Origin of the sequence: Bradyrhizobium sp. SZCCHNR1015 (assembly GCF_032489875.1) — a bacterium.
Lineage (GTDB): Bacteria > Pseudomonadota > Alphaproteobacteria > Rhizobiales > Xanthobacteraceae > Bradyrhizobium.
The window spans coordinates 139,890-161,916 of record NZ_JAUEYW010000001.1 but is presented as its reverse complement, the minus strand read 5'-3'; the positions used below and the strand labels follow the sequence as shown (position 1 = coordinate 161,916).

The 22,027-nt window shown below is 65.5% G+C and carries 13 protein-coding genes; 9 read left to right on the top strand and 4 right to left on the bottom strand.

What is annotated here, in order from left to right:
• Positions 1 to 17 precede the first annotated feature (17 nt).
• Genes QX128_RS00735 through QX128_RS00725 form a run of 3 tightly spaced genes read left to right on the top strand, consistent with a single transcriptional unit; the run spans position 18 to position 3,454 of the window.
• A complete protein-coding gene (locus QX128_RS00735) occupies positions 18 to 995 on the top strand; it encodes an ABC transporter permease (protein ID WP_316236435.1) in 978 nt (325 codons plus the stop codon).
• 3 nt (positions 996 to 998) lie between these two features.
• Positions 999 to 1,829, top strand: a complete 831-nt coding sequence (locus QX128_RS00730) for an ABC transporter permease (protein ID WP_315799883.1) — start codon at positions 999 to 1,001, stop codon at positions 1,827 to 1,829.
• The gene (locus QX128_RS00725; protein WP_316236434.1) at positions 1,826 to 3,454 is read left to right on the top strand and encodes an ABC transporter ATP-binding protein; all 1,629 of its coding nucleotides are present in this window, start codon (positions 1,826 to 1,828) and stop codon (positions 3,452 to 3,454) included. Before QX128_RS00730 ends, QX128_RS00725 begins: the two co-directional genes overlap by 4 nt.
• On the opposite strand, the gene QX128_RS00720 is transcribed toward QX128_RS00725, so the two are convergent.
• The gene (locus QX128_RS00720) at positions 3,451 to 4,761 is read right to left on the bottom strand and encodes an FAD-dependent oxidoreductase (RefSeq protein WP_316178633.1); all 1,311 of its coding nucleotides are present in this window, start codon (positions 4,759 to 4,761) and stop codon (positions 3,451 to 3,453) included. The genes QX128_RS00725 and QX128_RS00720 overlap by 4 nt on opposite strands.
• Positions 4,762 to 4,911: 150 nt before the next feature.
• Here QX128_RS00720 and QX128_RS00715 point away from each other — a divergent pair, with 150 nt between their 5' ends.
• Complete coding sequence (locus QX128_RS00715) at positions 4,912 to 5,769, top strand: VOC family protein (protein ID WP_316178631.1); 858 nt, start codon at positions 4,912 to 4,914, stop codon at positions 5,767 to 5,769.
• A 39-nt stretch (positions 5,770 to 5,808) separates the two neighbouring features.
• On the opposite strand, the gene QX128_RS00710 is transcribed toward QX128_RS00715, so the two are convergent.
• From QX128_RS00710 to QX128_RS00700, 3 genes are read right to left on the bottom strand one after another with little or no spacing between them, the layout of a single operon-like run.
• Positions 5,809 to 6,843, bottom strand: coding sequence for a 2Fe-2S iron-sulfur cluster-binding protein (locus tag QX128_RS00710; protein ID WP_315799879.1), 1,035 nt, complete (start codon positions 6,841 to 6,843; stop codon positions 5,809 to 5,811).
• Entirely contained in the window at positions 6,843 to 8,774 is a 1,932-nt protein-coding gene (locus tag QX128_RS00705; protein WP_315799878.1) for an ethylbenzene dehydrogenase-related protein, read from the bottom strand. Before QX128_RS00705 ends, QX128_RS00710 begins: the two co-directional genes overlap by 1 nt.
• Positions 8,771 to 8,953 (bottom strand): hypothetical protein, encoded by a 183-nt coding sequence (locus tag QX128_RS00700; protein WP_315799877.1) that lies wholly within the window; start codon positions 8,951 to 8,953, stop codon positions 8,771 to 8,773. Before QX128_RS00700 ends, QX128_RS00705 begins: the two co-directional genes overlap by 4 nt.
• A 777-nt stretch (positions 8,954 to 9,730) precedes the next feature.
• Between QX128_RS00700 and QX128_RS00695 the strand changes: the two genes are divergently transcribed.
• The 5 genes from QX128_RS00695 to QX128_RS00675 all read left to right on the top strand — a co-directional run bounded on the left by QX128_RS00695 (position 9,731) and on the right by QX128_RS00675 (position 21,954).
• Positions 9,731 to 11,593: a type I secretion system permease/ATPase gene (locus tag QX128_RS00695; RefSeq protein ID WP_316178628.1), complete on the top strand. Its 1,863-nt coding sequence runs from the start codon at positions 9,731 to 9,733 to the stop codon at positions 11,591 to 11,593.
• A 3-nt stretch (positions 11,594 to 11,596) separates the two neighbouring features.
• Positions 11,597 to 13,552, top strand: a complete 1,956-nt coding sequence (locus QX128_RS00690) for an HlyD family type I secretion periplasmic adaptor subunit (RefSeq protein WP_316236433.1) — start codon at positions 11,597 to 11,599, stop codon at positions 13,550 to 13,552.
• A gap of 67 nt (positions 13,553 to 13,619) precedes the next feature.
• Complete coding sequence (locus QX128_RS00685; RefSeq protein ID WP_410053118.1) at positions 13,620 to 15,749, top strand: autotransporter strand-loop-strand O-heptosyltransferase; 2,130 nt, start codon at positions 13,620 to 13,622, stop codon at positions 15,747 to 15,749.
• A gap of 552 nt (positions 15,750 to 16,301) precedes the next feature.
• The gene (locus QX128_RS00680; protein WP_316215866.1) at positions 16,302 to 19,571 is read left to right on the top strand and encodes a hypothetical protein; all 3,270 of its coding nucleotides are present in this window, start codon (positions 16,302 to 16,304) and stop codon (positions 19,569 to 19,571) included.
• Between the two features lie 562 nt (positions 19,572 to 20,133).
• On the top strand, positions 20,134 to 21,954 hold the full coding sequence (locus QX128_RS00675; protein ID WP_316215867.1) for a hypothetical protein: 1,821 nt from the start codon (positions 20,134 to 20,136) through the stop codon (positions 21,952 to 21,954).
• Positions 21,955 to 22,027 lie beyond the last annotated feature (73 nt).

Below are 22,027 nucleotides of genomic sequence, written 5' to 3'. Positions count from 1 at the left end.
TCCGTCAGGATGAGGCCATGCGCATCTTGAGCCTTGCGGGGCGGCGGCTCGCCGCCTCGATCCCCACCCTGTTCCTGATCCTGATCGGCGTCTTCCTGCTGCTGCAACTCGCGCCCGGCGATACGGTCGACGCGATGATGGCGCAGATGGGCGGCGGCGATGCCGCCACCGCTCGCGAGTTGCGTCGCTTCTATGGACTGGACCTGTCGGTCCCGATGCAGCTCGCCAATTATCTGTGGCGGCTGGTGCGTCTCGATCTCGGGTTCTCCGCGATCTACGGCAAGCCCGTCGCTGCCGTGATCCTGGAGCGGCTGCCACCGACGCTGCTGCTGATGACATCGGCGCTGTCCTTTGCCTTCTTCTTCGGTCTTGTTTTCGGGGTGATCGCCGCGCGCGGCGTCAACCGCTGGCCGGATACGCTGATCTCCACGGTGGGCCTGATCTTCTATGCCACCCCGTCGTTCTGGTTCGGACTGATGGCCATCGTCGTGTTCTCGATCTACCTGCAGTGGCTGCCCGCCGGCGGCTTCGAGGATATCGGCGCGGTCACGACCGGCGTCTGGCGCGTGCTCGATATCGCACGACACTTGGTGTTGCCGTCCTTGACACTCGGCCTGATCTTCCTCGCCATCTATCTCCGCATCATGCGCGCCTCCATGCTCGAGGTCCTGAACCTCGATTTCGTCCGCACCGCGCGCGCCAAGGGCCTCGACGAGACCCACATCGTCACCCGCCACGTGCTGCGCAACGCGCTGCTGCCGATGGTGACGCTGATCGGACTCCAGGCCGGCACGATGCTCGGCGGCTCCGTGGTGGTCGAGACGGTGTTCTCGCTGCCCGGCCTCGGACGTCTCGCTTATGAGTCGGTCGTCCAGCGCGACCTCAACACCCTGCTCGGCATCGTCTTCGTCTCGGCGCTGCTCGTGATCGCCGTCAACTTCGTGACCGATCTGCTTTACGCGCGGCTCGATCCGCGCATCACGGCGGAGAGCTAGCGCATGGACGCGGTCAAACGCTATTTCCGCAGTCCCGCTGCCGTCCTGGGCCTCGTGCTCCTGCTGATCGTCATCGGCATGGCGCTCAGCGCCGGCTATTTCTATCCACGCGATCCGCTCGCGCTCGCCGGCCGGCCCCTGATCTGGCCGCTCGCCAATCCGCGCTTCCTGCTCGGCACCGACAATTCCGGCCGCGACATCGCCGCCCAGATCTTCTACGGCGCCCGCATCTCGCTCCTGATCGGCGGCGTCGCCACGCTCATTGCCGTGGCGATCGGCGTGTTGGTCGGTGCGCTCGCGGGCTACTACGGCGGCTGGGTCGACAACATCCTGATGCGCATCACCGAAGCCTTCCAGACGCTGCCGAACTTCGTCCTGCTGCTGGTCCTGGTCGCGGTGTTCGGCTCGACTTTGACGACGGTGACGATTGCCGTCGGCATCGTCTCCTGGCCGGCACCGGCCCGGCTGACACGGGCGGAGTTCCTGTCGCTGCGCAGCCGCGAATTCGTCCAGGCCGGCCGCACCCTTGGCATGCGCGACACCCAGCTGATCCTGCGCGAGATCCTGCCGAACGCGCTGCCGCCGGTGATCGTCTATGCCGGTGTCGTGATGGCGGTCGCGATCCTCTTGGAGAGCGCGCTCGCCTTCCTACGGCTGTCCGACGCCAATGTCGCCTCCTGGGGCAACCTGATCGGGCTCGGGCGCGACGTGCTGCGCGTGCAGTGGTACGTCTCCGCGATCCCGGGCGTCGCCATTCTCGTCACTGTGCTCGCGGTGTCGCTGGTCGGCCAGGGGCTCAATGACGCACTGAATCCCCGGCTGAAACAGCGATGAGTCCCGCACAGCCCATTCTGACCGTCGACCGCCTCAGCGTGCGTTTGCCGAAGGGCGCCGACCGCACGCATGCGATCTCCGAGGTCTCGCTTTCGGTCGCCGAGAACGAAATCGTCTGCATCGTCGGAGAATCCGGCTCCGGCAAGTCGATGATGGCCAATGCCGTCATGCGGCTGCTGCCCGACGGTGTGGGCACCGACGGCGGGCGCATCCTGTTTGCCGGGCGCGATCTCTGCACCGCCGCGGCGGCCGAGATGCGCAGCATTCGCGGCGCCGAGATCGCAATGGTGTTCCAGGAGCCGATGACCGCGCTCAATCCGTTGCGCACGATCGGCGACCAGATCGGCGAGGTCCTGGACATCCATACCGATCTCTCCAAGGCCGAGATCAGGTCGCGCGTGCTATCCCTGCTGTCCGACGTCAACATTCCCGATCCGCCGCGCGCGGCGAAGGCCTATCCGCACGAGCTGTCCGGCGGCCAACGCCAGCGCGCCATGATCGCGATGGCCTTGGCGCTTGATCCGAAGCTGCTGATCGCCGACGAGCCGACGACGGCGCTCGACGTCACGACGCAGGCCCAGATCCTCAAGCTTATCCGTGAGATGCAGCAGCGCCGCAGGACTGCGGTGCTGTTCATCACGCATGACTTCGGGGTCGTCGCCGAGATCGCCGACCGTGTCGTCGTGATGCAGCATGGCCGCGTGGTCGAACAGGGCGCGGCGGCGGATGTCCTGCAACGGCCGCAGCATGACTACACGAAGCAATTGATCGCCGCGGTGCCGCCGGTAGCGGCGCCCCCGTCACGCAAGCTGTCGGACCAGTTGATTCTCGCCATCTCCGGTGTCTCGAAGACCTATCGCACCGGCGGCTTCCTCGGGCGCGGCGAGCGCATTACCCATGCTGTCAGGGACGTCTCGCTTTCACTACCGAAGGGAGCAACGCTCGGCATCGTCGGCGAGTCCGGCTCCGGGAAATCCACCCTCGCCCGCTGCATCATTCGCCTGATCGATCCCGACAGAGGAACGATCCTGCTCGACGGCGAGGACTGGGCAAACCTCTCGCGCAGCGAGGTCAGAAACCGAACCCAGCAGATGCAGATGGTGTTTCAGGACCCGTTCGCCTCGTTGAATCCGCGGCGCAAGGCGGTCGAGCTGGTGGCGCAGGGACCGATCGTGCATGGCACTGCGCGAGACCAGGCGCTGACCGAGGCCCGCGAGCTGTTCAGCCTGGTGGGGCTCGACCCGTCGGCCGCCGATCGCTTCCCGCATGAGTTCTCCGGAGGTCAGCGTCAGCGCATCGGGCTGGCGCGCGCGCTGGCGCTGAAGCCCAAGGTGCTGGTCGCGGACGAGCCGGTGTCCGCGCTCGACGTCTCCGTTCAGGCGCAGGTGTTGAAGCTGCTGACCAGCCTGCGCGAACGGCTCGACCTGTCGATCATCTTCATCACGCACGACCTGCGGGTCGCAGCCCAGATCTGCGATCTGGTCGCGGTCATGAAGGACGGCGTCGTCGTCGAGCATGGGCCCACGCACGACGTGTTCGGCAACCCGCAGCATGCCTATACGCAGGCGCTGCTGGAGGCCATTCCGGGCGGCGACTTCGCCCGGACCCAACATCCCACGTCTTAGCCGATCTCGCGCGCGTCGCGGTACCGGTACAGGAGCAGCATCAGTGGCGCGAATGGACGCAGCAGGGCGTGCGCCGGAATGGTGACCGGCTCCGTGAACGGCAAGGCCAGCTCGTTCGCGGGCACGCCGCGCACCGCCTTCGCAAGCTCCGCACCGAGGGGGATCGTCAGTGCGACTGCCCGGCCGTTGCAACCGGTCCAGCCATAGGCATCGGGACCGAGGCGGTGAATTCGCGGCATGTAGTCCGTGGTCATGCCGACATAGCCATTCCAGACATAGTCGAACCGGACCTCGCCGATCTGCGGCCACAGGCGCTGCAGGCGCTCGGCGACCCTCGCCTTCAGCCGCTCGGACTTGTTGCCGGGACCGATCACGGCGCCGCCCGTTACCAGGCGGTTGCGCGCATCGTAGCGGGCGAAATAGAGCTCACCATGAGTATCGGACATCGCCTGCCGCGCCGGGATGATGGTCTTCCGCACATTGTCCGACAGCGGCTGCGTCGCCATCTGCCAGGACAGCACCGGCATCACCTCATGCGCGATCTCGGGTGCGAGAGCCTTGGAGAACTCGCCGCTATAGGCATTGCTCGCCAGCACCAGCGCGCGCGCCGACACCTCGCCTTGCGCGGTGCGGACGATCCAACGATTCCCGCGCCGCTCGAAATCGATCGCCGGCGAGCGCGCATAGATGCGGCCCCCCAGGCTCAGCACGGTTCGCGCCAGCCCGCGCGCGAGCGCCAGCGGATTGATGTGACCGCCGGTCCTGTTCCAGAAGCCCCCATACCATGCATCCGAGCCGAGCATGTCGCGCGTCTGGTCGCGTGACAGCAGCTCGACTTCCGCGCCGAACTTCGACCACTGCTTGAACCTGCGCTCGGCGATCTTGATGCGGCCGGGCGTATGCACCGGCTGGACCCAGCCGGCCTGCTCATGCTCGGCGTCGATGCCGTAGCGCCTGACGGTCTCGAACAGCGCTGAGGCACTGTCGCGCAGCATCGCAACGAAGCGCTCGCCGGCGGCGCCGTGACGGGCGATGAGATCCTCGGGATCCGGGCGCGACAGTGTCGGGATCACCTGGCCGTTGTTCCGACCCGAGGCGCCCCAGCCCGGCTCCATGGCTTCGACGATCGCGACATCGACACCGGCCTCGCGCAGATGCAGCGCCGTCGACAATCCGGTGAAGCCGCCGCCGATGATCACGACATCGGCCTGCACACTGCCCTGAAGCTCGGACAGGTCAGGTCCAGACGGGGTCTGCGCAGCCCACAAGGACGGCGGCCATTGAACGTTTTCCATCGTCATGCTCATCGTGAACAGCTCATCCCTGCTGATCAACCGCCCTCCAGGAAGACGGTCTTGCCTTGCGCCGAGCGCCCATCCGCGCCGGTTGCGGCGCATAGGTCGATTGGGCATAGTTCGGCCGCCAATATGCCAACTTCGCTGCAAGGAGACAAACGCGTGGCCCTCAAGAATGTCATCGGTATCGATCACGCGGTCGTCGTGGTGAAGGATCTCGACGCCGCGGCGGAGACCTGGAGGCGGCTGGGCTTCACGCTGTCTCCGCGCGGCACGCACAGCGCCAAGATGGGGTCCGGCAATTACACCATCATGCTCGATCCTGATTACATCGAGCTGCTCGGCATCCTCGCCGAGACCGACCACAACGTTCCGACCCGCAATTTCCTCGCCCAGCGCGGCGAAGGCATCGAGCGCATCGCCTTCACCGCGATCGACTCGGCGGCCGGCGCCGAAGAAATCCGCGCCAAGGGTTTTGAGCCGATTGGCCCGATCGATTTCGAACGGCCGGTGCCCCTGCCCGACGGCTCCATCTCGGCAGCGAAATTCCGGGTGTTTCAATGGCCGGTCGCGGAGGCTCCGGGCGGCCTGCGCATCTTCGCATGCCAGCACAAGACGCGCGAAACAGTCTGGATTCCTGAATTGATGCGCCATGCCAACGCCGCCAAGCAGCTGAAGCAGGCCCTGATCGTGACGCCGGATCCGACCAAGGACGCAGCCCATCTGTCGCGCCTGATCGATCGCGACGGGCGAGCCGAGGCCGACGGCGCCGTGACCGTGACCTCGGGCGGCGATCGCGCCGATTTCGTGTTCTTGACCCGGGAGCAGCTCGCAGCGCGTTATCCCGGCGTGTCGCTCGCCGGCCTGCCGGAGCGCGGCGGCGCCGGCCTGGTGCTGGCTTCACTTGATCTCGCAACGACGGAAAAGGCGCTTGGCGCGGCGGCGGTGCGCAGCGGCGCGAGCCTCGTTGTTCCGCCGGCGTCAGCGACGGGCACCCTGCTCAGCTTCGTGGCCGGCTAGACTTTCGCGCGGCGGCCACGGGCCGTGGCTGCCTCGATGTCATTCGGCCGGCTGGAACATCGCCGGCCGGCCGCGCTGGCTGTCGAGCCATCCGGCGAGACGATCCATGAGTCCGCCGCGGGTCTCCGAAGGTTGCGCCGACGACACGAACGGATCGCAATGACACTTCGCGCCGGCCGCGCGCGACATCTTCGCGACCGCCTCAGTCATGGCCGGCGCGCCGCAGGTATAGACGACGTCGTTGGGCGTGAGCTCCGGCATGTGTTCGGTCGGCCGGCCGCTGCGAATCGCGGGCGAGACGTTCTGCGGCTCCGACACGATCGGAATGATCTTCACGTTCGGGAAGCGCGCCAGGCGGCACAACGCCTGATGCATGTAGAACGACTGCAAGGTGCGCGACACGACGATGAAGACGATCTCGCGCTTCGGATTCTCGGTGATGGCGGCGACAGCGATCGCCCACATCGGCGCGAAGCCGGTGCCGCTCGCCACCAGGATGATCCGGCCGCGATGCTTCTGCCGGAAGAACGCGGTGCCCAGCGGCGCCGTCAGCTTGACGCGATGGCCGACCTGGATGTCGCGGCCGAGCGCCGACGACACCAGGCCATCCTTCAGGATGCGGATGTGCAGATACAGCAAATGGCTGTCGGGCGCGCCGACCATCGGATAGGTCGGGCTGTAGCAGCGCGTCGGAAAACCGCGGTACTGGACCTTGGCGTATTGCCCGGGGAAGAATCGCAGCGGCTTCGGCATCTCGAGGGTGACGCCGACGACGTCGGGCGCGAGCCGCACGAGATCGCCCACCTCGCAATTCATCGTCACCGTATCCGGCACGGGCTCGGTGATGATCTTGAGGTCGGACACGACACGCGCCTGGCACGCATGCGCCATGTCGCCTTCCATCCCGCCGAACAGCTTGCCGTCGACGACCGTTACCTTGCAGGAGCCGCAGATTCCGCTGCGGCAGTCATGGGGCAGATCCACGCCACTGTTGATGGCGCCGTCGAGCAGGATATCGCCCACATTCGCGTAGAACGTTTCCCTGTTGTACTGGATTTTGCAAATCTTACCCATCACTGCACCTCAAGTCGCATCGGCCGGATCTGCCTCGTATGTCGGATCTGGGTGTGGTCGAACGCAGCGACTCGCATGAAGACACCGTTCTTGATCGGGACGTCGTACTTGCTTTTCGTGTCCATTTTGCGGGCAATTTCGAGCGTCCAGTGGCCCGCGGCCCAACGCGCTGCGCAACGGATGTCCGCGCGATCGCCGGTGAACTCGCCGCTGACGAGCACACCGGGCACGACGGTCCCGATCGGCGTCTGGGCATCCGCCTCGGCCGAATACGGCACCGATTCGGCCTCGGTCATGAACCAGCGTGCGCCTTCGCTCTCGCCGATGTTCGGATCGAGATTGATCTCGCCCATCGCCGCGGTCATCGCGGCGACGTCCTTCGGAAGGCGCTTCGGTCTCACGCCCCGATTCCCCAGTCTTGCGGCCTCCCTGTCGATCACGAAATTGTCGGAATAGTTCGCGGTCCCCGGATCCGGTGCGAACCCGCCCTTGTAGGGCGTGAGTCCCTTGACCTGATCCGGCGTGGGTTCTGCAGGCGGACCGAAATGATCATCATCCATCCATCCGGTCGGGCCGCCGCTCGTCGCCTTCCACAGCCAGGCGTCGGCATAGAGATTCGGCGCCGGCGTGTAGTGGATGCCGCGACCCGACAGCGTCGGCGGCTTGTCCGGCATCGGCTGCGAACTCATGTGAAAGGTTCGGTCCGCGGCCAGGGTGATCGGCAGCGTCGTGAACAACAGCGAGAACTTGTCCTCGTTGAAGTCGTTCTCGTCGCCCTTGTCGAATCCGTTCTGCAGGAGATGCCAGCCGTCGGCCTTCTTGATCAGCGGCAACTGCTTCAGCGACCGCGTCGGGTCCTCCCAGATGACGAGGAAATACACCCACGTGCCGTCATGCGCGGCCTTGATCCAGACGCGCGATTCGCCGGTACCGTCGAAATTGTCGCCCTGGTTGGTCGTCACCATGTGCGGCTGGATGTTGCGCCAGACACGATCCGACGAATCGCCGTCAAGCGTCGGCGCATCCGATGTCGCGATTCGGTACACCGTGACGGTGTCCTCGGCGTAGTAGTCGGCGGCGAACATCGCCGAGCCGATCACGATGGCCGCGGCGATCGCGACCATGAACGGGTTGGACTGGAAGCTCGGATTGCGGCGACGGGAGTTGCCCTTGGCAGGTGCCGGCGGAGGACGCATGCGGCCTGGCGGCACCCGCGGTTCGGAGCGCGCCCGCAGCGGCTCCTCCATGCGCCGCGGCGCCGGCATCGGCTCACGCGCTGCAGGCCGCGCGGCCGGCGCAGGCCGCTTCGGAGGCGCCTCCGCCTCCTCCAGCTTTTCCGACTGCTCGACCAGCATCGTGAGCAGTTCGACGGGATCGAGCTTCGGCGGCGGCGGCGGCAAGGGCGCCGGTCGGAACACGCGATAGAGCTGCATCTTTCCGCCGATGCTGAAGTGAACCAGGACGTGCAGCACCACGAAGGCCGGGATCACCCACGTCGCGTACCAGTGGATCATCATGGTGACGTAGCCGGAGGCCACGCCGAAGAAGAGCATGCCTCCGGTGACGATCAGGATCGCCATGGAGATGAAAAGCACCCAGTGCAGCATCACACTGATCGAGCCCAGCCGCGCCGGCCGGCGGCCGAGCAGGCCCTTGAAGCGCATCTTGTCGATGGTGACGCGGCGACCGAGCCCCGACTTCGAGATATAGATCATGTAGGCGACGGCGACGCTCGCGAGCACGACCCCAGCCGGCATGTGCCAGGTCCAGGTCCGGTGCCGGGGCAGCAGCCAGTCGAGATTGTTGGCGATCCACGCGTGTCCAGGCGCTTCGGTCGCCATGCGAAGCCCCGTCAAGAACGCGATCACAGTGGCCCCAACCAGGGTCCAGTGCAGGATGATCGTTCCATAGTCGGTCTTGCGGATCTTCATGCGTGCGCCTCCAGAGCTGCGCGCACGCGATCGGCGCGATTTACCGCCGACCTGGCGACCGTATTTCGTCTCAGCGGACCGATCCGGCGCAGGATGATGAAGTATTCACTCCTGCGGGCCGCCCCTCGACCCGAATCCATTCCCGCATCACGCGTCTCGATGGTGATGTCGTTCAGCAACTTTGTCGTCCCCCGGATACGCTTTACTAAGTGAGCAACTTCGTCCGACTTCGGCGTTACGGCGCCGTTCTGCACCCAATCGTTGCCCCGCTACGCTTGAGCGTGACCGGTTGGATCACGCCTATGGTTGATCAACTGCCGTGACCCGAGCCGGTGACGAGTTGCTCGGATTGCACGCGGACTGATCTGCTTGGTCCTCCCTGGAGCTGATGTTGATCTCGTGCGCCCGATGCTTGACGGGTCACTGGTTCCACAGCGGCCGCACGTTCGATGATAGAACACATCGTCGGCCGCCATGCCTAGCCGAGCTGATTGCACGTCCTGGATTGGTGCGCGGGGCCGCATGTCCTTGTGTTGCCGCCGCCATCATGATCGTTCTCCGCACCATCATCGAATACCGCATGATCGAGATGACAACGCCTGTGCGTTGCACCGCAGGAAGATTTATTCGGCTTCGTGGCGTCATTCGGCCCGGACCGCGACCAATGAGTACGGAACCAAGGTGATAGACGGACGAATGTGTGACGCGCGTCGCGTGCCGATGGCTGTTATCACGCTGCAACCATCGACGATCGCGGACAGATTTCGCACAGACCCGATCGCTCCGAACGACGCGACACCTTTTCAGAGCCGACCCGGCGCATTGCGTCTCGCGCCGGTCGTGTGCCCGCGACGCTGCGACGGAATTGCCCACATGTCCAATTGTTGCCGGAAAATCGTCGGTATCGACTGTCAATAGCGCGGAGTGAAGCACTGTGTTTTGGGAGACGCGCCTGGATGAGTCTGGCTCAAGAGCGCCCGAGAACGAAAGCCGCGGCTGCCCTCAACGACCTTCTCTCGGGAAGCGACGATCCGGTGACGCGCGGGTTGCGCCAGGCTGTGAAGCGCATGGCCGGCATCGGCGTGTTCAGCGGCGTCATCAACATCCTGATGCTCTCGGGCTCGGTTTATATGATGCAGGTCAATGATCGCGTCGTTCCGAGCAAAAATCTCGCCACGCTCGTCGGCCTGTCGGTGATGATTCTGGCCGTCTATCTGATTCAGGGCTATTTCGACGCGTTGCGCACCCGCATGCTGTGCCGGGTGGCGACCGTGTTCGACGCGAGCCTGCAGGACGCGATTCATCACGCTCTGGCCACCCTGCCCCTGCGCGGCACCAAGCCGATGCTGATGCAGCAGCCGCTGCGCGATCTCGACCAGCTGCGCGCCTTCATGTCGAGCATGGGACCAACCGCCTTTCTCGACATGCCATGGATACCGATCTTCCTGATCGGGATGTTTCTGTTTCATCCGCTGATCGGCATCACGGCCGTCATCGGCACGGCCGGAATCATCTCGATGACGCTGGTGACCGACCGGTTGTCGCGTCAGGCGAGCAAATCCGCCAGCGACACGAGCGCCGCGCGGCAGGTTCTCGCCGATGCCACCCAGCGCAATGCCGAGGTGATTCGCGCGCTCGGAATGCTGGATCGCTTCTCGGCACGCTGGAACGCCGTCAACGAGCGCTATCTGAAGGACAATATTCGCGCCAGCGATGTCTACGCCAATCTCGGGGCCGCCGCGAAAGTGCTGCGCTTCATCCTGCAGTCGGGCATGCTCGGTATCGGCGCGGCGCTCGTCGTCTCCGAACAGGCGTCCGGCGGCGTGATGATGGCCTCGTCGATCCTGATGGGCCGCGCGCTCGCCCCGATCGAGATCGCACTTGGCAGCTGGAAACAGCTGGTCGCCGCGCGCCAGGGCATCGCGCGTTTGCGTGATATCTGCAAGGCCACGGCCAGGCCGGAAGCGCCGCCGGTCGCGTTGCCCCGCCCATTCCGCGAGCTGACCGTACAGGAGCTGACGGTCACCGCGCCGGGCACCGATCGGCCGATCGTTCAAAACGTGTCGTTCTCGATCAAGGCAGGCACGGGTCTGGCGCTGCTCGGCGCGAGTGCCTCCGGGAAGACCTCGCTCTCGAAGGCGCTGGTCGGCATCTGGCCTGCACAGCATGGATCCGTCCGCCTCGACGGCGCAGCGCTCGACCAATGGAGCAACGAGGATCTCGGCCGCCATATCGGCTACCTGCCGCAGGACGTTGCCCTGTTCGATGGCAGCATCGCCGACAACATCTGCCGCTTCGACGAGAATGCGAGCTCGGATGCGATCCTGAAGGCGGCGCAGATCGCCGGCGTGCACGACATCATCCTGCGGCTGCCGGAGGGCTATTCGACGCGAATCGGCCAAGGCGGCATGTCGCTGTCGGCCGGTCAGCGGCAGCGCGTCGGTCTGGCCCGCGCGGTGTATGGCGATCCGTTTCTCATCGTCCTCGACGAGCCGAATGCCAATCTGGACACCGACGGGGAGAACGCGCTCAGCCGCGCCATTCAGATCATGCGGCAGCAGAACCAGAGCATCGTGATCGTGATTTCGCACCGTCCCAGCGCGCTGAATGCGCTCAACATGGCGCTGGTGCTGTACGAGGGCAAGGCGATCGCATTCGGTCCCTGCCAGGAGATCTTTGCCCGAGTCGCCGGGGCCAACAAGGCCGCGGGACCTGCCGTCGCGCATGCCCCCGCTCCGCCCAGGGTTGCTGCTCCCGCAGCGGCGCCAAATCCGAACGCCCGCTCGCTTCGTCGCGCCGCCCCAGCAGAAAGCGCTTGATCAATGAAACACATCAACGACTTCAGGCCGTTCGACGACGACGACTATGTACGACCGAAGACTCGCGCGGTCGGTCCGCAGGGCGACGCATTGATCCTCGAGCTGCAGCGGCTGCAGGGCGCATTCGACGACGGCTCCGACGAGGACCCGCGACAACGCCGCGGTGCACGTGACGGCGGCAAGAAGCGCCGGCGTCCGCCGCCGTCGCAGGGCAGGCCGAAGCCGCGCTCGAAGAAAAAGGGCAGCACCATGGGCCGCGCCCTCGGTGCGTCGCTGTCGCTGTTCGGTCTCGGTGCCCAGGCGCCCCGGGCACGCCGCGGTGAAGGCATCCGCGAGATGGACTGGCAGCAGCCCGCACCGATGCGTGGCTACGAGCCGGAGCTATCGCCGCCGCCGCGCCATCCGCCTGCACGCGTGGCGGGCGGCAATTCGGCGCCCGTGCTCGACCTGCAGGATGCGCGGCGCGACGGCAATTTCGGCGTCGGTGCGCCGCGACCGATGGGACAGCAGAACCTCCCTGCCCGCCTGGCGCATGCGCCCGTCGTTCCGCAAACCCGGGTCGGTCGCCTGGTCGGCACCGCCGGCACGGCCTTGACCACCGGCATGACCTTCATTGCGACGCAAGGAACGGCGGCTGATCTCGACGACGGCTCGGACGAATCGCTGGTGCCGCGCGTCAGCCGCATGTTCGAGAACGAGCTGCGTCTCGGCTTGCGGGTGCTGCTTGTCGCCGCCGTTCTCGGCGGCGGCTGGCTGACCCTCGTGCCGCTCGCCGGCGCGATCGTGGTCCCCGGCAATCTCGTGGTGCAATCCAACGTGAAGGCCATTCAGCATCCGACAGGCGGCATTGTCGCGGAAATCAAGGTCGACAACGGCACGCGCGTCGCGGCGGGCGATCTGCTCGTGCGGCTCGACGCCACGCAGAGCCAAGCCCAGCTCCAGGCGATCACCAAGCAATTGAACGAGCAGCGCGCCAAGATTGCACGGCTCTCGGCCGAGCGTGACGGTCTCGATCAGCCGGACTATCCGTCCACTCTGACCTCACGTCAGGACGATCCGAATGTCCGCACCGTGATCGCGTCGGAGAACGCGCTGTTCAAGGCCCGTGCCACGACCCGCAAGAGCCAGAAGGAGCTGCTGCAGGGCCGCATCGTCCAGCTGAACAACGAGATCAGCGGCATGGAGTCCCAGCTCGAATCCAAGAACAAGCAGATCGAGTTGATCAAGGGCGAGCTGGCCGGCGTGCAGGAGCTCTATGACAAGCGGCTCGTTCCACTGACGCGACTGACCACGCTGCAGCGGGAAGCCGCTCGAATCGACGGTGAACGCGGCCAATTGGTGTCCAGCGTGGCGGAGACGAGGTCCAAGATCAGCGAAGCCGAGCTCCAGACCGTCAAGATCGATCAGGATTTCCGCAGCGAGGTGGTCAAGGATCTCAGCGAGTCACAGGCCAAGGAAGGCGATCTGGTCGAGAAGGGCGTCGCCGCGCGCGACCAGCTCGATCGCATCGAGATGCGCGCGCCGAACTCCGGCACCATCCACCAGCTCGCGATCCACACCATCGGCGGCGTCATCAAGCCGGGTGAGACCGTCATGGAGCTGGTCCCCGATTCGGACGAACTGCAGGTCGAAGGGCACGTCCAGCCCAAGGACATCGATCACGTCCACACCGGGCAGGATGCGATGGTCCACTTCAACGCCTTCAACCAGCGCACCACGCCGAAATTGAGCGGCCAAGTCTCGTTCGTGTCGCCTGACATCACCAATGACCCAAGAACCGGCTCTACCTTCTACACGGTCAGGATCACGCTGTCCGACGAGGAGCGCAAGCGGCTCGGCAACGTCAACCTGATGCCCGGCATGCAGGCCGAAGTCTACGTTCAAACCGGCAGCCGGACGATGCTCAGCTATCTGATGAAGCCGGTTCTCGATCAGTGGCGCCGCGCCTTCGTGGAGTAACAAGACCGAACAGCCGCGGTCGGCGCCATCGCTCACGAATGAACGCAGACCGCGTCGGCACCTCAACATGAACGTTGCAAATTTTCCCCGCACCTCGGACCCGGCGATGGTGCCGACGAGTGCGTTACCGTCCGCCCAGCCCGGCGCCCGCACCGAGGCGTCTGATCAGGCACGCAAGCCGCGACTGCCACCGCCAGCGGCCATGCCGACCCAGGAGGGTCCCCAAGGGCTGCGCTTCGATTTCAACGACGGCTGTCGTGTCATGCTGCCCGACACCGGACACGCCTGGCGCGTCCGGTTGAGCGATCTCGAGACCGCCAACGTCCTGTTCGACATCGACCTGCGCTCTGGGCACGTCAACAGCAGCAAGCGCTACTTCGTCCCGTTCAGGCTGGAAGTGTGGTCAGGGCCCGAGCTGCTGCTGTGCCACGACTATGACGCCACCGACCGCGACGTCCTGATCCAATTCCCGGTCGGCACGATCGGCGACATCATCGGATGGATGAGCTATGTGGTGAAGTTCAGGGACCTGCATCGATGCCGCCTGAGCTGTGCGATAGGCGAGCCGCTGATCCCGCTGTTCCGCGCCGCCTACCCAGACATCACGTTCCTCAGCCACGACACGGTCCAGGCGGAGCGATACTACGCGACCTACTCGGTCGCGCTGTTCTTCGACGATGCCGAGTTCGTGCATCATCCCTGTGATTTCCGGCAGGTCGGTCTGCATCGGACAGCAGCTCATATTCTCGGCGTCGATCCGGCCGAGCAGCCGCCACGCGTCGCGTTGAGCGAAGAGAGCCGTCCCATCGAGGACCCCTATGTCTGCATCGCCGTGCAGGCGACGACCGCATGCAAGCACTGGAACAATCCGGAGGGCTGGCAGAGCGTCGTGGCCTTCCTGCGCGCGACCGGCTATCGCGTGATCTGCGTCGATCAGACCGCGGAGCGCAGCCACGGCGCTTTCCGAACGCAGATTCCTGCCGAAGCCGAGGATCAGACCGGCGACCGGCCGCTGCCCGAGCGCGCCCGCTGGCTCAAGCACGCCGCGTTCTTCATCGGCCTTTCCTCGGGGCTGTCATGGCTGGCCTGGGCGGTCGGCACTCCGGTCGTGCTGATCAGCGGCTTCACCCACCCGACCAACGAGTTTGCGACCCCCTATCGGGTCATCAACCATCACGCCTGCAACAGTTGCTGGAATGATGCCCGTCATCGCTTCGACCATGAGGACTTTCTGTGGTGCCCGCGATGGCAGGGCACGTCCCGGCAGTTCGAATGCACGCGCCTGATCACGGCCGCGCAGGTCGAGGGCATGTTGCGCCGAATTCCCGGCTTCGGACGGGGATTGCGTCCGCAACCGCGCGCCTCTCAGCAGCAGGCGCCGCCTGCGCCCTTTGATCGGGATCGAGCCTCGAGAGCAGAGTCTGCGCCGGAATCCGTGGAGAGCGACGAGCCAGTCGCGCTCGCCGCGCTGCTGGAACGCCCGCGCGGCGATGTCGCCCGCGGGGGCCTTGCGGTCGGCGTCACGGTCGCCGCCGGCAGGCTGCTGGATCAGGCTGCCGCCGGGATCGCGGAAGGCGATCGCGCAGCCACCGCCAGCGATCTCATGGACGCGTTGCAGAACTACAAGCAGAGCATCGCCATCGTCAGGTACCTGACCGCAGCCAATCCGGACGACGCCGGGTTTCAACGCAACCTCTCGGTCGCCTTGAACCGCATCGGCGCCGTGTTGTTCGTTCAGCGAAACCTCGAGGCTGCGCATGCCGCCTATTCCGCCAGCCTCGCCATCATCCGGAAGCTGACCGCGGCCCATCGCGGCAATCTCAGCTTTCAGCGCGACCTCGCCTGGTGCCACGCTCTGCTGGCGGATGTGCTCACCGCCCAGGGCCGCCATGCCGAAGCCTTCGAGCAGCGTCGCGCCAACACCGCGCTGATCACCCATCTCGCCAACACGATCGCCAACGACCCGTCGCTGCAGCAGGCGCTTGCAAATTCCTATCAGAGTCTGGGCGATGCCTTCCTTCCGCTCGGCAACATCGACGGCGCCCTCGCCGTCTACCGGATCAGCCTGGGCCTGACCAAGCAAGGGCTCGACGCGAACGGGCAGAATGACCCGGCCTGGAATCAGCTCTACACCATACTGCTGCAGAAGATCAGGACTGCGCTCCTGGCGCAGCGCCAGGCCGCGCCGCCGTCCTGAACGGCGCACGGCGAGGTCGGCCGACACGCCCAGGCGCCTTTGCCTCTAACTCCCCCGACAGACAATCCATCGTGGCGTTTTTCCAGCGATGGCGCTGCGACAATGCCGCGCGCCCGCGTCGCCGGGCAGCCTTGACAGCATCAGACCAACCCTGCGTCTGATCGCTGGAGACCGGCCACTCACCGGCGAGATGCAGGCAGCATCTTGACGACAAGATGCAATTCGCGCCCGGTCGCCGCACCGCGCAGTTGCTGCTTGCCGCCAGAAATCAATCACTTGGCACGCGATCGCGGCGCATCTGTCACAGATCCGCGATGTCCCGAGAACAACATATTTGCGGACTCCCCCACGCCTTTTTTGGCCCGATTGCTCCGAGCATATAGCGAGGTGCGACAAAGTAGCGCGCGTCAGAAGAACGCGCGACACAGCGGCGCACGGGCGTGAGGCGCGGCGCATCACGTCCGACGCAGGGCCGATGCGCTTCCGCATCGTCCGGCCAGTTTCGGTACGGGGCCCTGCCGGGCGTCGGATGAACTTGGGGAGAGATGATCTATGGCGAATAACACCTTCAACCCGACGGCGCTGGCCAACGGAACGTCGAACCTGCTGGTGCGCGCCTCAGCGCTCAACATGTCGACCGACCTCGTCCAAGCCGGCGTGGTGTTCAACGATGCGGTGCGCGCCTCGCTCGGCCTGTTCTCGCAGGCCGGCAGCGGCAACTCGAACCCGTTCCTCGGCAGCTACACGACCGATCTCCACGCCGTGCAGAACGACATCGCGGCGATGCTCGCAAATCCCGGCCAGGTGACCCTGGGCGGCCAGGCCTTCACGCTGAACGCGACCGACACCGCCGTTCTCACCAACGTGCAGGCGCAGATCTCGACGCTGCTTACGGCCGCACCGCAGACCACGAATGCTGCGACGATCACAGCCGCGGATCAGACGCTGCACGCGGTCCAGCAGGAGATCCTGCAGGAGATCAACGGCGACGCGCATCTGTCCGGCGCGCTCAACAAGGTCAACTTCCTCGCCAACACCGGCGGCCAGGACGTCGGCTTCCAGAACACGCCGGCCGGTGCCGATGATGCGGCGACCCTGGCCGCAGCGACCGCAGGCAACACGCTGAAGGATGTCGGCCTCGTCTTCAACAAGGTCGTCGACCTCGCCTCCGGCGGCATCCACACCGGCAATCTTCAGGAGGTCACGACCGACCTCACCGCGATCTCGCAAGGTCTGACCAACATTCTCAACAACAAGACCCAGCTCGCACAGATCGAGAACGGCGAAACGGCGAACGCGGCCGCGCTCACGACCATCCATCTGCAGACGGTGCTCGGACAGGTCAACCTCGAGCTCAACCAGTATGCCAAGGCGGAAACGACCGGCAATCAGGCTGCGTTGCGCGGCACGGCCGACAACCTGCTCGACAGCATCGACATCATCCAGGGCGACGCCAACCTGAACATGGCAGCCGGCGGCAACGGCATGCCGGGCCATGCCGGAGGCTTCGCGGAGGATCCCGGCGGATTGACCGGCACGGTCACCAAGTTCCAGGACAATCAGGCGCAGACCAATTTCTGGGCCGCGTTCCTGGCCGAAGCGAACACCATCAACGCAACCCTGCAGAAGATCTCGACGGGCGGCGCGCAAGCCAGCGCGGCATTGATCACGCAGATCCAGAACTACCAGCAGTTCGGCGCCAATTTCGACGCCGCCCAGGGCAATGTCTTCCGTGGCCGCTTCGACAACGAGCTGCTCAGCGGCACGCTGGAAGCCGACTCGGCGGCCGCCGTGAAAGGCTTGCAGGGCATCCTGAACGGCGACACCGGCGCGGCTCTCGCGGCGGACAAGGCGGCGATCAACGCCGCCGGACAGGGCTTCGCCGCTGACGCCATGGACGTCTCCGGCAACAACATCGCGATTGGCGGCGCGACCTATGTCGGCACGGCCACCACGGTCTCGACGGCGACCTCGGTGCACGGCCTCGCCCACGGCACGATCCCGGTGACGGCGACCCCGAACATCGCCAACGGCACCGGCGGCACCACTTCGACGCCGCCGAGCAGCGGCGGTGGTGCCACGCCAGTCAACTTCAGTCCGACCGCGCTCGCCAACGGCACGTCGAACCTGCTGACTCGCGCCACTGCTATTCAGCATTCGACCGATCTGGTGCAGGCCGGCGTCGTCTTCAACGATGCGGTCCGCGCTTCGCTCGGCCTGTTCAGCCTCGCCAACAGCGGCAACTCGCCGACGTTCCTGAGCAGCTATCAGGCCGACATCACGGCGGTGCAGACCGATATCGCCGCCATGCTGGCCAATCCAGGTCAGGTCACGCTCGGCGGACACACCTTCGCACTGAACGCCACTGACACGGCAGTCCTCACCAACGTCGAGGGTCAGCTGGGGACGCTGCTGCAGGCGGCGGGGCAGTTCGCGAACGCCACCACCCAGGCTGCCGCCAGCCAGACCATTCATGCGCTCCAGCAGGAGATCCTGGGCGAGATCCACAACGACGCCCATCTGGCGAACGCGCTGAACAATGTGCCCTTCCTCGCCAACACAGGCGGCCAGGACATCGCCTTCCAGACCTCGCCCGCCGGCGCGGACGATCCGGCGAGCCTTGCTGCGGCGACCGCTGGCGCCAGCCTCAAGGACGTCGGCCTCGTCTTCAACAAGGTGGTCGAGCTCGCCTCCGGCGGCATCGACGCGGCGCACCTGCAGGAGGTCAACACCGATCTGACTGCGGTCTCGCAGGGCCTGACGGCCATCCTCAACAACAAGACTCAACTCGCGCAGATCGAGGCCGGCGAGACCGCCAACGCGGCGGCGCTGACAACGATCCACCTGCAGACCGCGCTCGGTCAGATCAACCTGCAGCTCAACAAATACGACGCGGCGGCGACCACGGGAAATCAGGCGGCGCTGCGCGGCACGGCCGACAATCTGCTCGACATCATCGACATCGTCCAGGGTGACACCAACCTCAACATGGCCGCGGGCGGCAACGGCAATGCCGGCCATTCCGGCGGCTTCGCCGAAGATCCGGGTGGACTGACCGGCACGGTCACCAAATTCCAGGACAATCAGGCGCAGACGAATTTCTGGGCTGCATTCCTGGCCGAGGCCAACACCATCAACGCGACCTTGCAGAAGATCTCGACCGGCGGTGCGCAGGCGAGCGCGGCCCTGATCACGCAGATCCAGAACTACCAGCAGTTCGGCGCCAATTTCGACGCCGCGCAGGGGGCCGTATTCCAGGGTCGGTTCGACAACGAGCTGCTCAGCGGCACGCTCGAAGCTGACACTGCCCATGCCGTCAAGGGCCTGCAAGGCATCCTCAACGGCGACACCGGCGCAGCACTTGCGGCAGACAAGGCGATGATCGCCGCGGCAGGCCAAGGCTTCGCGGCGGACGCCATGGACGTCTCAGGCAACAACATTCCCGTCAATGGCGGCACCTATGTCGGGACGGCCACGACGGTCTCGACGGCAACCTCCATCAAGGGCACCGCGCACGGCACCATTCCGGTCACCGCGACACCGAACCTGGCCAACGGCACTGGCGGCACAGCTGCGGCAGGAACCACCGCCGGCGGTGGCGCGGCAGCCGGTGGCACCGCGGCGAACGGAGGCACGTCGACCGGCGGAGCGGCGGCTGGCGGCACGTCGACAGGTACCACGGCCAACAACGGCAGCAACGCCGCGCATCACAGCGATCATCACCATCATCACGATCACAGCCAGGGCGCGCATACGAACCAGGCCGCGGCTGCCGGTCCCGACATGTCGCATCTCCACGCGATGCATCACATGTGGGGTTGATGAGGCAGCCGCAGCAGCTGCTGCGGATCGGATACCCGGGAGCAAGCAGATGAGGTCAACTCACGCAGTGCTCCCGGGGGAAATGAGAAGGACGATGAGCCGGGCGAGACGACACGCGTTGAAGAAAGGAAGCCTCTGAAGATCAGCAAAGATGCATGTTCCGTTCCGCACTGTGAACCCTCGTTACGCTGGAACTTTTCTAAGGAGAGATCGGCGACCAGCCGCAAGATCGGGGCAACTTCTTGTCTGGACCGTGCATCGAAGCTTCGCTGAGCGGTGATGTTGCAAGGATGCCACGACGGAATTCAAGGAGTTAGTACGCTTCCGAGCGCGGCCGTGACCCGGCTGCGACAATCGTCGTTTGCCCGAACAACATCATATTTGAGGACTCCGCGGCGCTTCTTTTGGCCCCATTGGAGCAAATAATTCCCAGGTGCTCTGAGGCTGCGACATTTCGCCCGCTCCGCGAGGAGGTGAACGAGATGTCTCAGCCCGATCAACGCCCGCGTGCTGCCGAACCGCCAAGCAGCAGACGCCGGGTTGAAACTTGGGGAGATGATCAATGGCAGCCAATACCTTCAACCCGACGGCGCTGGCGAATGGCACGTCCAACCTGCTGGTTCGCGCCTCGGCGCTCAACCTGTCGACCGACCTCGTGCAGGCCGGCGTCGTTTTCAACGACGCCGTTCGCATCTCGACCGGCCTGTGGTCGACGCCGCAGAACAGCGGCAACTCGAACCCGTTCCTCGGCAGCTACACCACCGACCTGCATGCCGTGCAGAACGACATCAACGCGATGCTGGCCAATCCCGGAGACGTCACGATCGGCGGCAAGGCCTTTACGCTCAACGCGACCGACACCGCGGTGCTCACCCAGGTCTCGAACGAGATCACGACGCTGATCAACGCGGCGCCGAACACAACCAATCCGGCGACCCTCGCCGAAGCCGACCAGACCATCCACAACGTGCAGATGCAGATCCTGGCGCAGATCCAGGGTGACGCGCATCTCTCGGCCGCGCTCAACAACGTTCCCTTCCTGGCCAACACGGGTGCCATGGATGTGGCGTTCCAGAGCCTTCCCGCCGGCAACGACAGCGCCACCAATCTCGCTGCAGCGGCCGCGGGCGACCTGACCGCCATCGGAACGGTGTTCAATGCCGTCGCTGACCTTTCGCTGGGCGGCATGAGCGCCAACAATATCAACCAGGTCCAAGCCGACTTCACGGCCGTGGCGCAGGGCCTCCAAGCGATCCTGAACGATCCCGCGAAGCTCGCTGCGATTGAAGCAGGTCAAACCGCTGTCGATGCCCAGACGACGACGCTGCATCTGATGACGCTGCTCAGCCAGGCAAACCTTCAAATCAACAACTACAACGTCGCCGAAACGATGGCCAGCCCGACGGCGCTGCGCGGCTCCGCCGACAACATCGTCGACATGATCGACGTGTTCCAGAACGACGCGGCCCTCAACGCCGCGGCGGGCGGCACCGGCATGCCGGGACACGGCGGCGGCTTCTCGGAGATGCCCGGCGGCCTGACCGGCACGGTCACGAAGTTCCAGGACAATCAGGCGCAGACCAATTTCTGGGCCAACTTCCTCGCCGAGGGCAACACGCTGGGTGCGAAGCTGGTTGCGGTCGCCAATGGAACGGGGACGGCGTCGCAGGCCCTGATCGACCAGATCACCAACTACCAGAACTTCGGTGCGGCATTCGATGCGGCGCAGGGCGCGGTGTTCAAGGGACGCTTCGACGACGAGCTCGCCGCCGGCGCTCTGCAGTCCGACACCACCATGGCCACGAAGGCCCTGATGGGCATCATGAACGGTGACACCGGTGCCGCCCTGGCGACCGATCAGGCGATGTTGAAGGCTGCCGCCGCGAACTACATCGGCAATGCCGGAGACATCGCGGGCAACAATATCGCGATCGGCGGATCGGCCTACGTCACGTCCGCGACGAGCTTCGTGACGGCGACGGCGGTCAATGGCATTGCCCAGGGCACCGGTATGCCGGCGGGCGCCACGCCGAACATCGCCAACGGCACGGGCGGAACGCCTGCGAGCACGACCACGCCCGGCGGCGGCATGGGCGGAGGTGGCACGACAGGTGGCGGCACCACCGGAGGCGGCACTGCCGGCGGAGGCACCACGGGTGGCGGGACGACCGGAGGCGGCACGACGGGCGGTGGAACGGCCGGCGGAGGAACCACCGGCGGCGACAACAACACCACCACGACCCATCACTGCGGCGGCCACCACAGCCATCACAGCAGCCACCACACGGCGGCGGCCGCGGCGGCGCCAGCCGCAACCGCTGCAGCCGCATCGAGCGGTCCGGACATGTCCCACCACCACGCGATGCATCACATGTGGGGCTGACGCCCTCGGCAACCTGACCAACATTGGCCGGCGCAGACCCTTGGGTCTACGCCGGCTCGTTGCGTTGTGGCAG

What these genes read in the sequence shown, in the direction of transcription:
- QX128_RS00710 (WP_315799879.1), bottom strand. Translation starts at nt 6,843, where the DNA reads ATGGGTAAGATTTGCAAAATCCAGTACAACAGGGAAACGTTCTACGCG.
- QX128_RS00730 (WP_315799883.1), top strand. Translation starts at nt 999, where the DNA reads ATGGACGCGGTCAAACGCTATTTCCGCAGTCCCGCTGCCGTCCTGGGC.
- QX128_RS00680 (WP_316215866.1), top strand. Translation starts at nt 16,302, where the DNA reads ATGGCGAATAACACCTTCAACCCGACGGCGCTGGCCAACGGAACGTCG.
- QX128_RS00685 (WP_410053118.1), top strand. Translation starts at nt 13,620, where the DNA reads ATGAACGTTGCAAATTTTCCCCGCACCTCGGACCCGGCGATGGTGCCG.
- QX128_RS00725 (WP_316236434.1), top strand. Translation starts at nt 1,826, where the DNA reads ATGAGTCCCGCACAGCCCATTCTGACCGTCGACCGCCTCAGCGTGCGT.
- QX128_RS00695 (WP_316178628.1), top strand. Translation starts at nt 9,731, where the DNA reads ATGAGTCTGGCTCAAGAGCGCCCGAGAACGAAAGCCGCGGCTGCCCTC.
- QX128_RS00705 (WP_315799878.1), bottom strand. Translation starts at nt 8,774, where the DNA reads ATGAAGATCCGCAAGACCGACTATGGAACGATCATCCTGCACTGGACC.
- QX128_RS00675 (WP_316215867.1), top strand. Translation starts at nt 20,134, where the DNA reads ATGGCAGCCAATACCTTCAACCCGACGGCGCTGGCGAATGGCACGTCC.
- QX128_RS00735 (WP_316236435.1), top strand. Translation starts at nt 18, where the DNA reads ATGCGCATCTTGAGCCTTGCGGGGCGGCGGCTCGCCGCCTCGATCCCC.
- QX128_RS00720 (WP_316178633.1), bottom strand. Translation starts at nt 4,761, where the DNA reads ATGAGCATGACGATGGAAAACGTTCAATGGCCGCCGTCCTTGTGGGCT.
- QX128_RS00690 (WP_316236433.1), top strand. Translation starts at nt 11,597, where the DNA reads ATGAAACACATCAACGACTTCAGGCCGTTCGACGACGACGACTATGTA.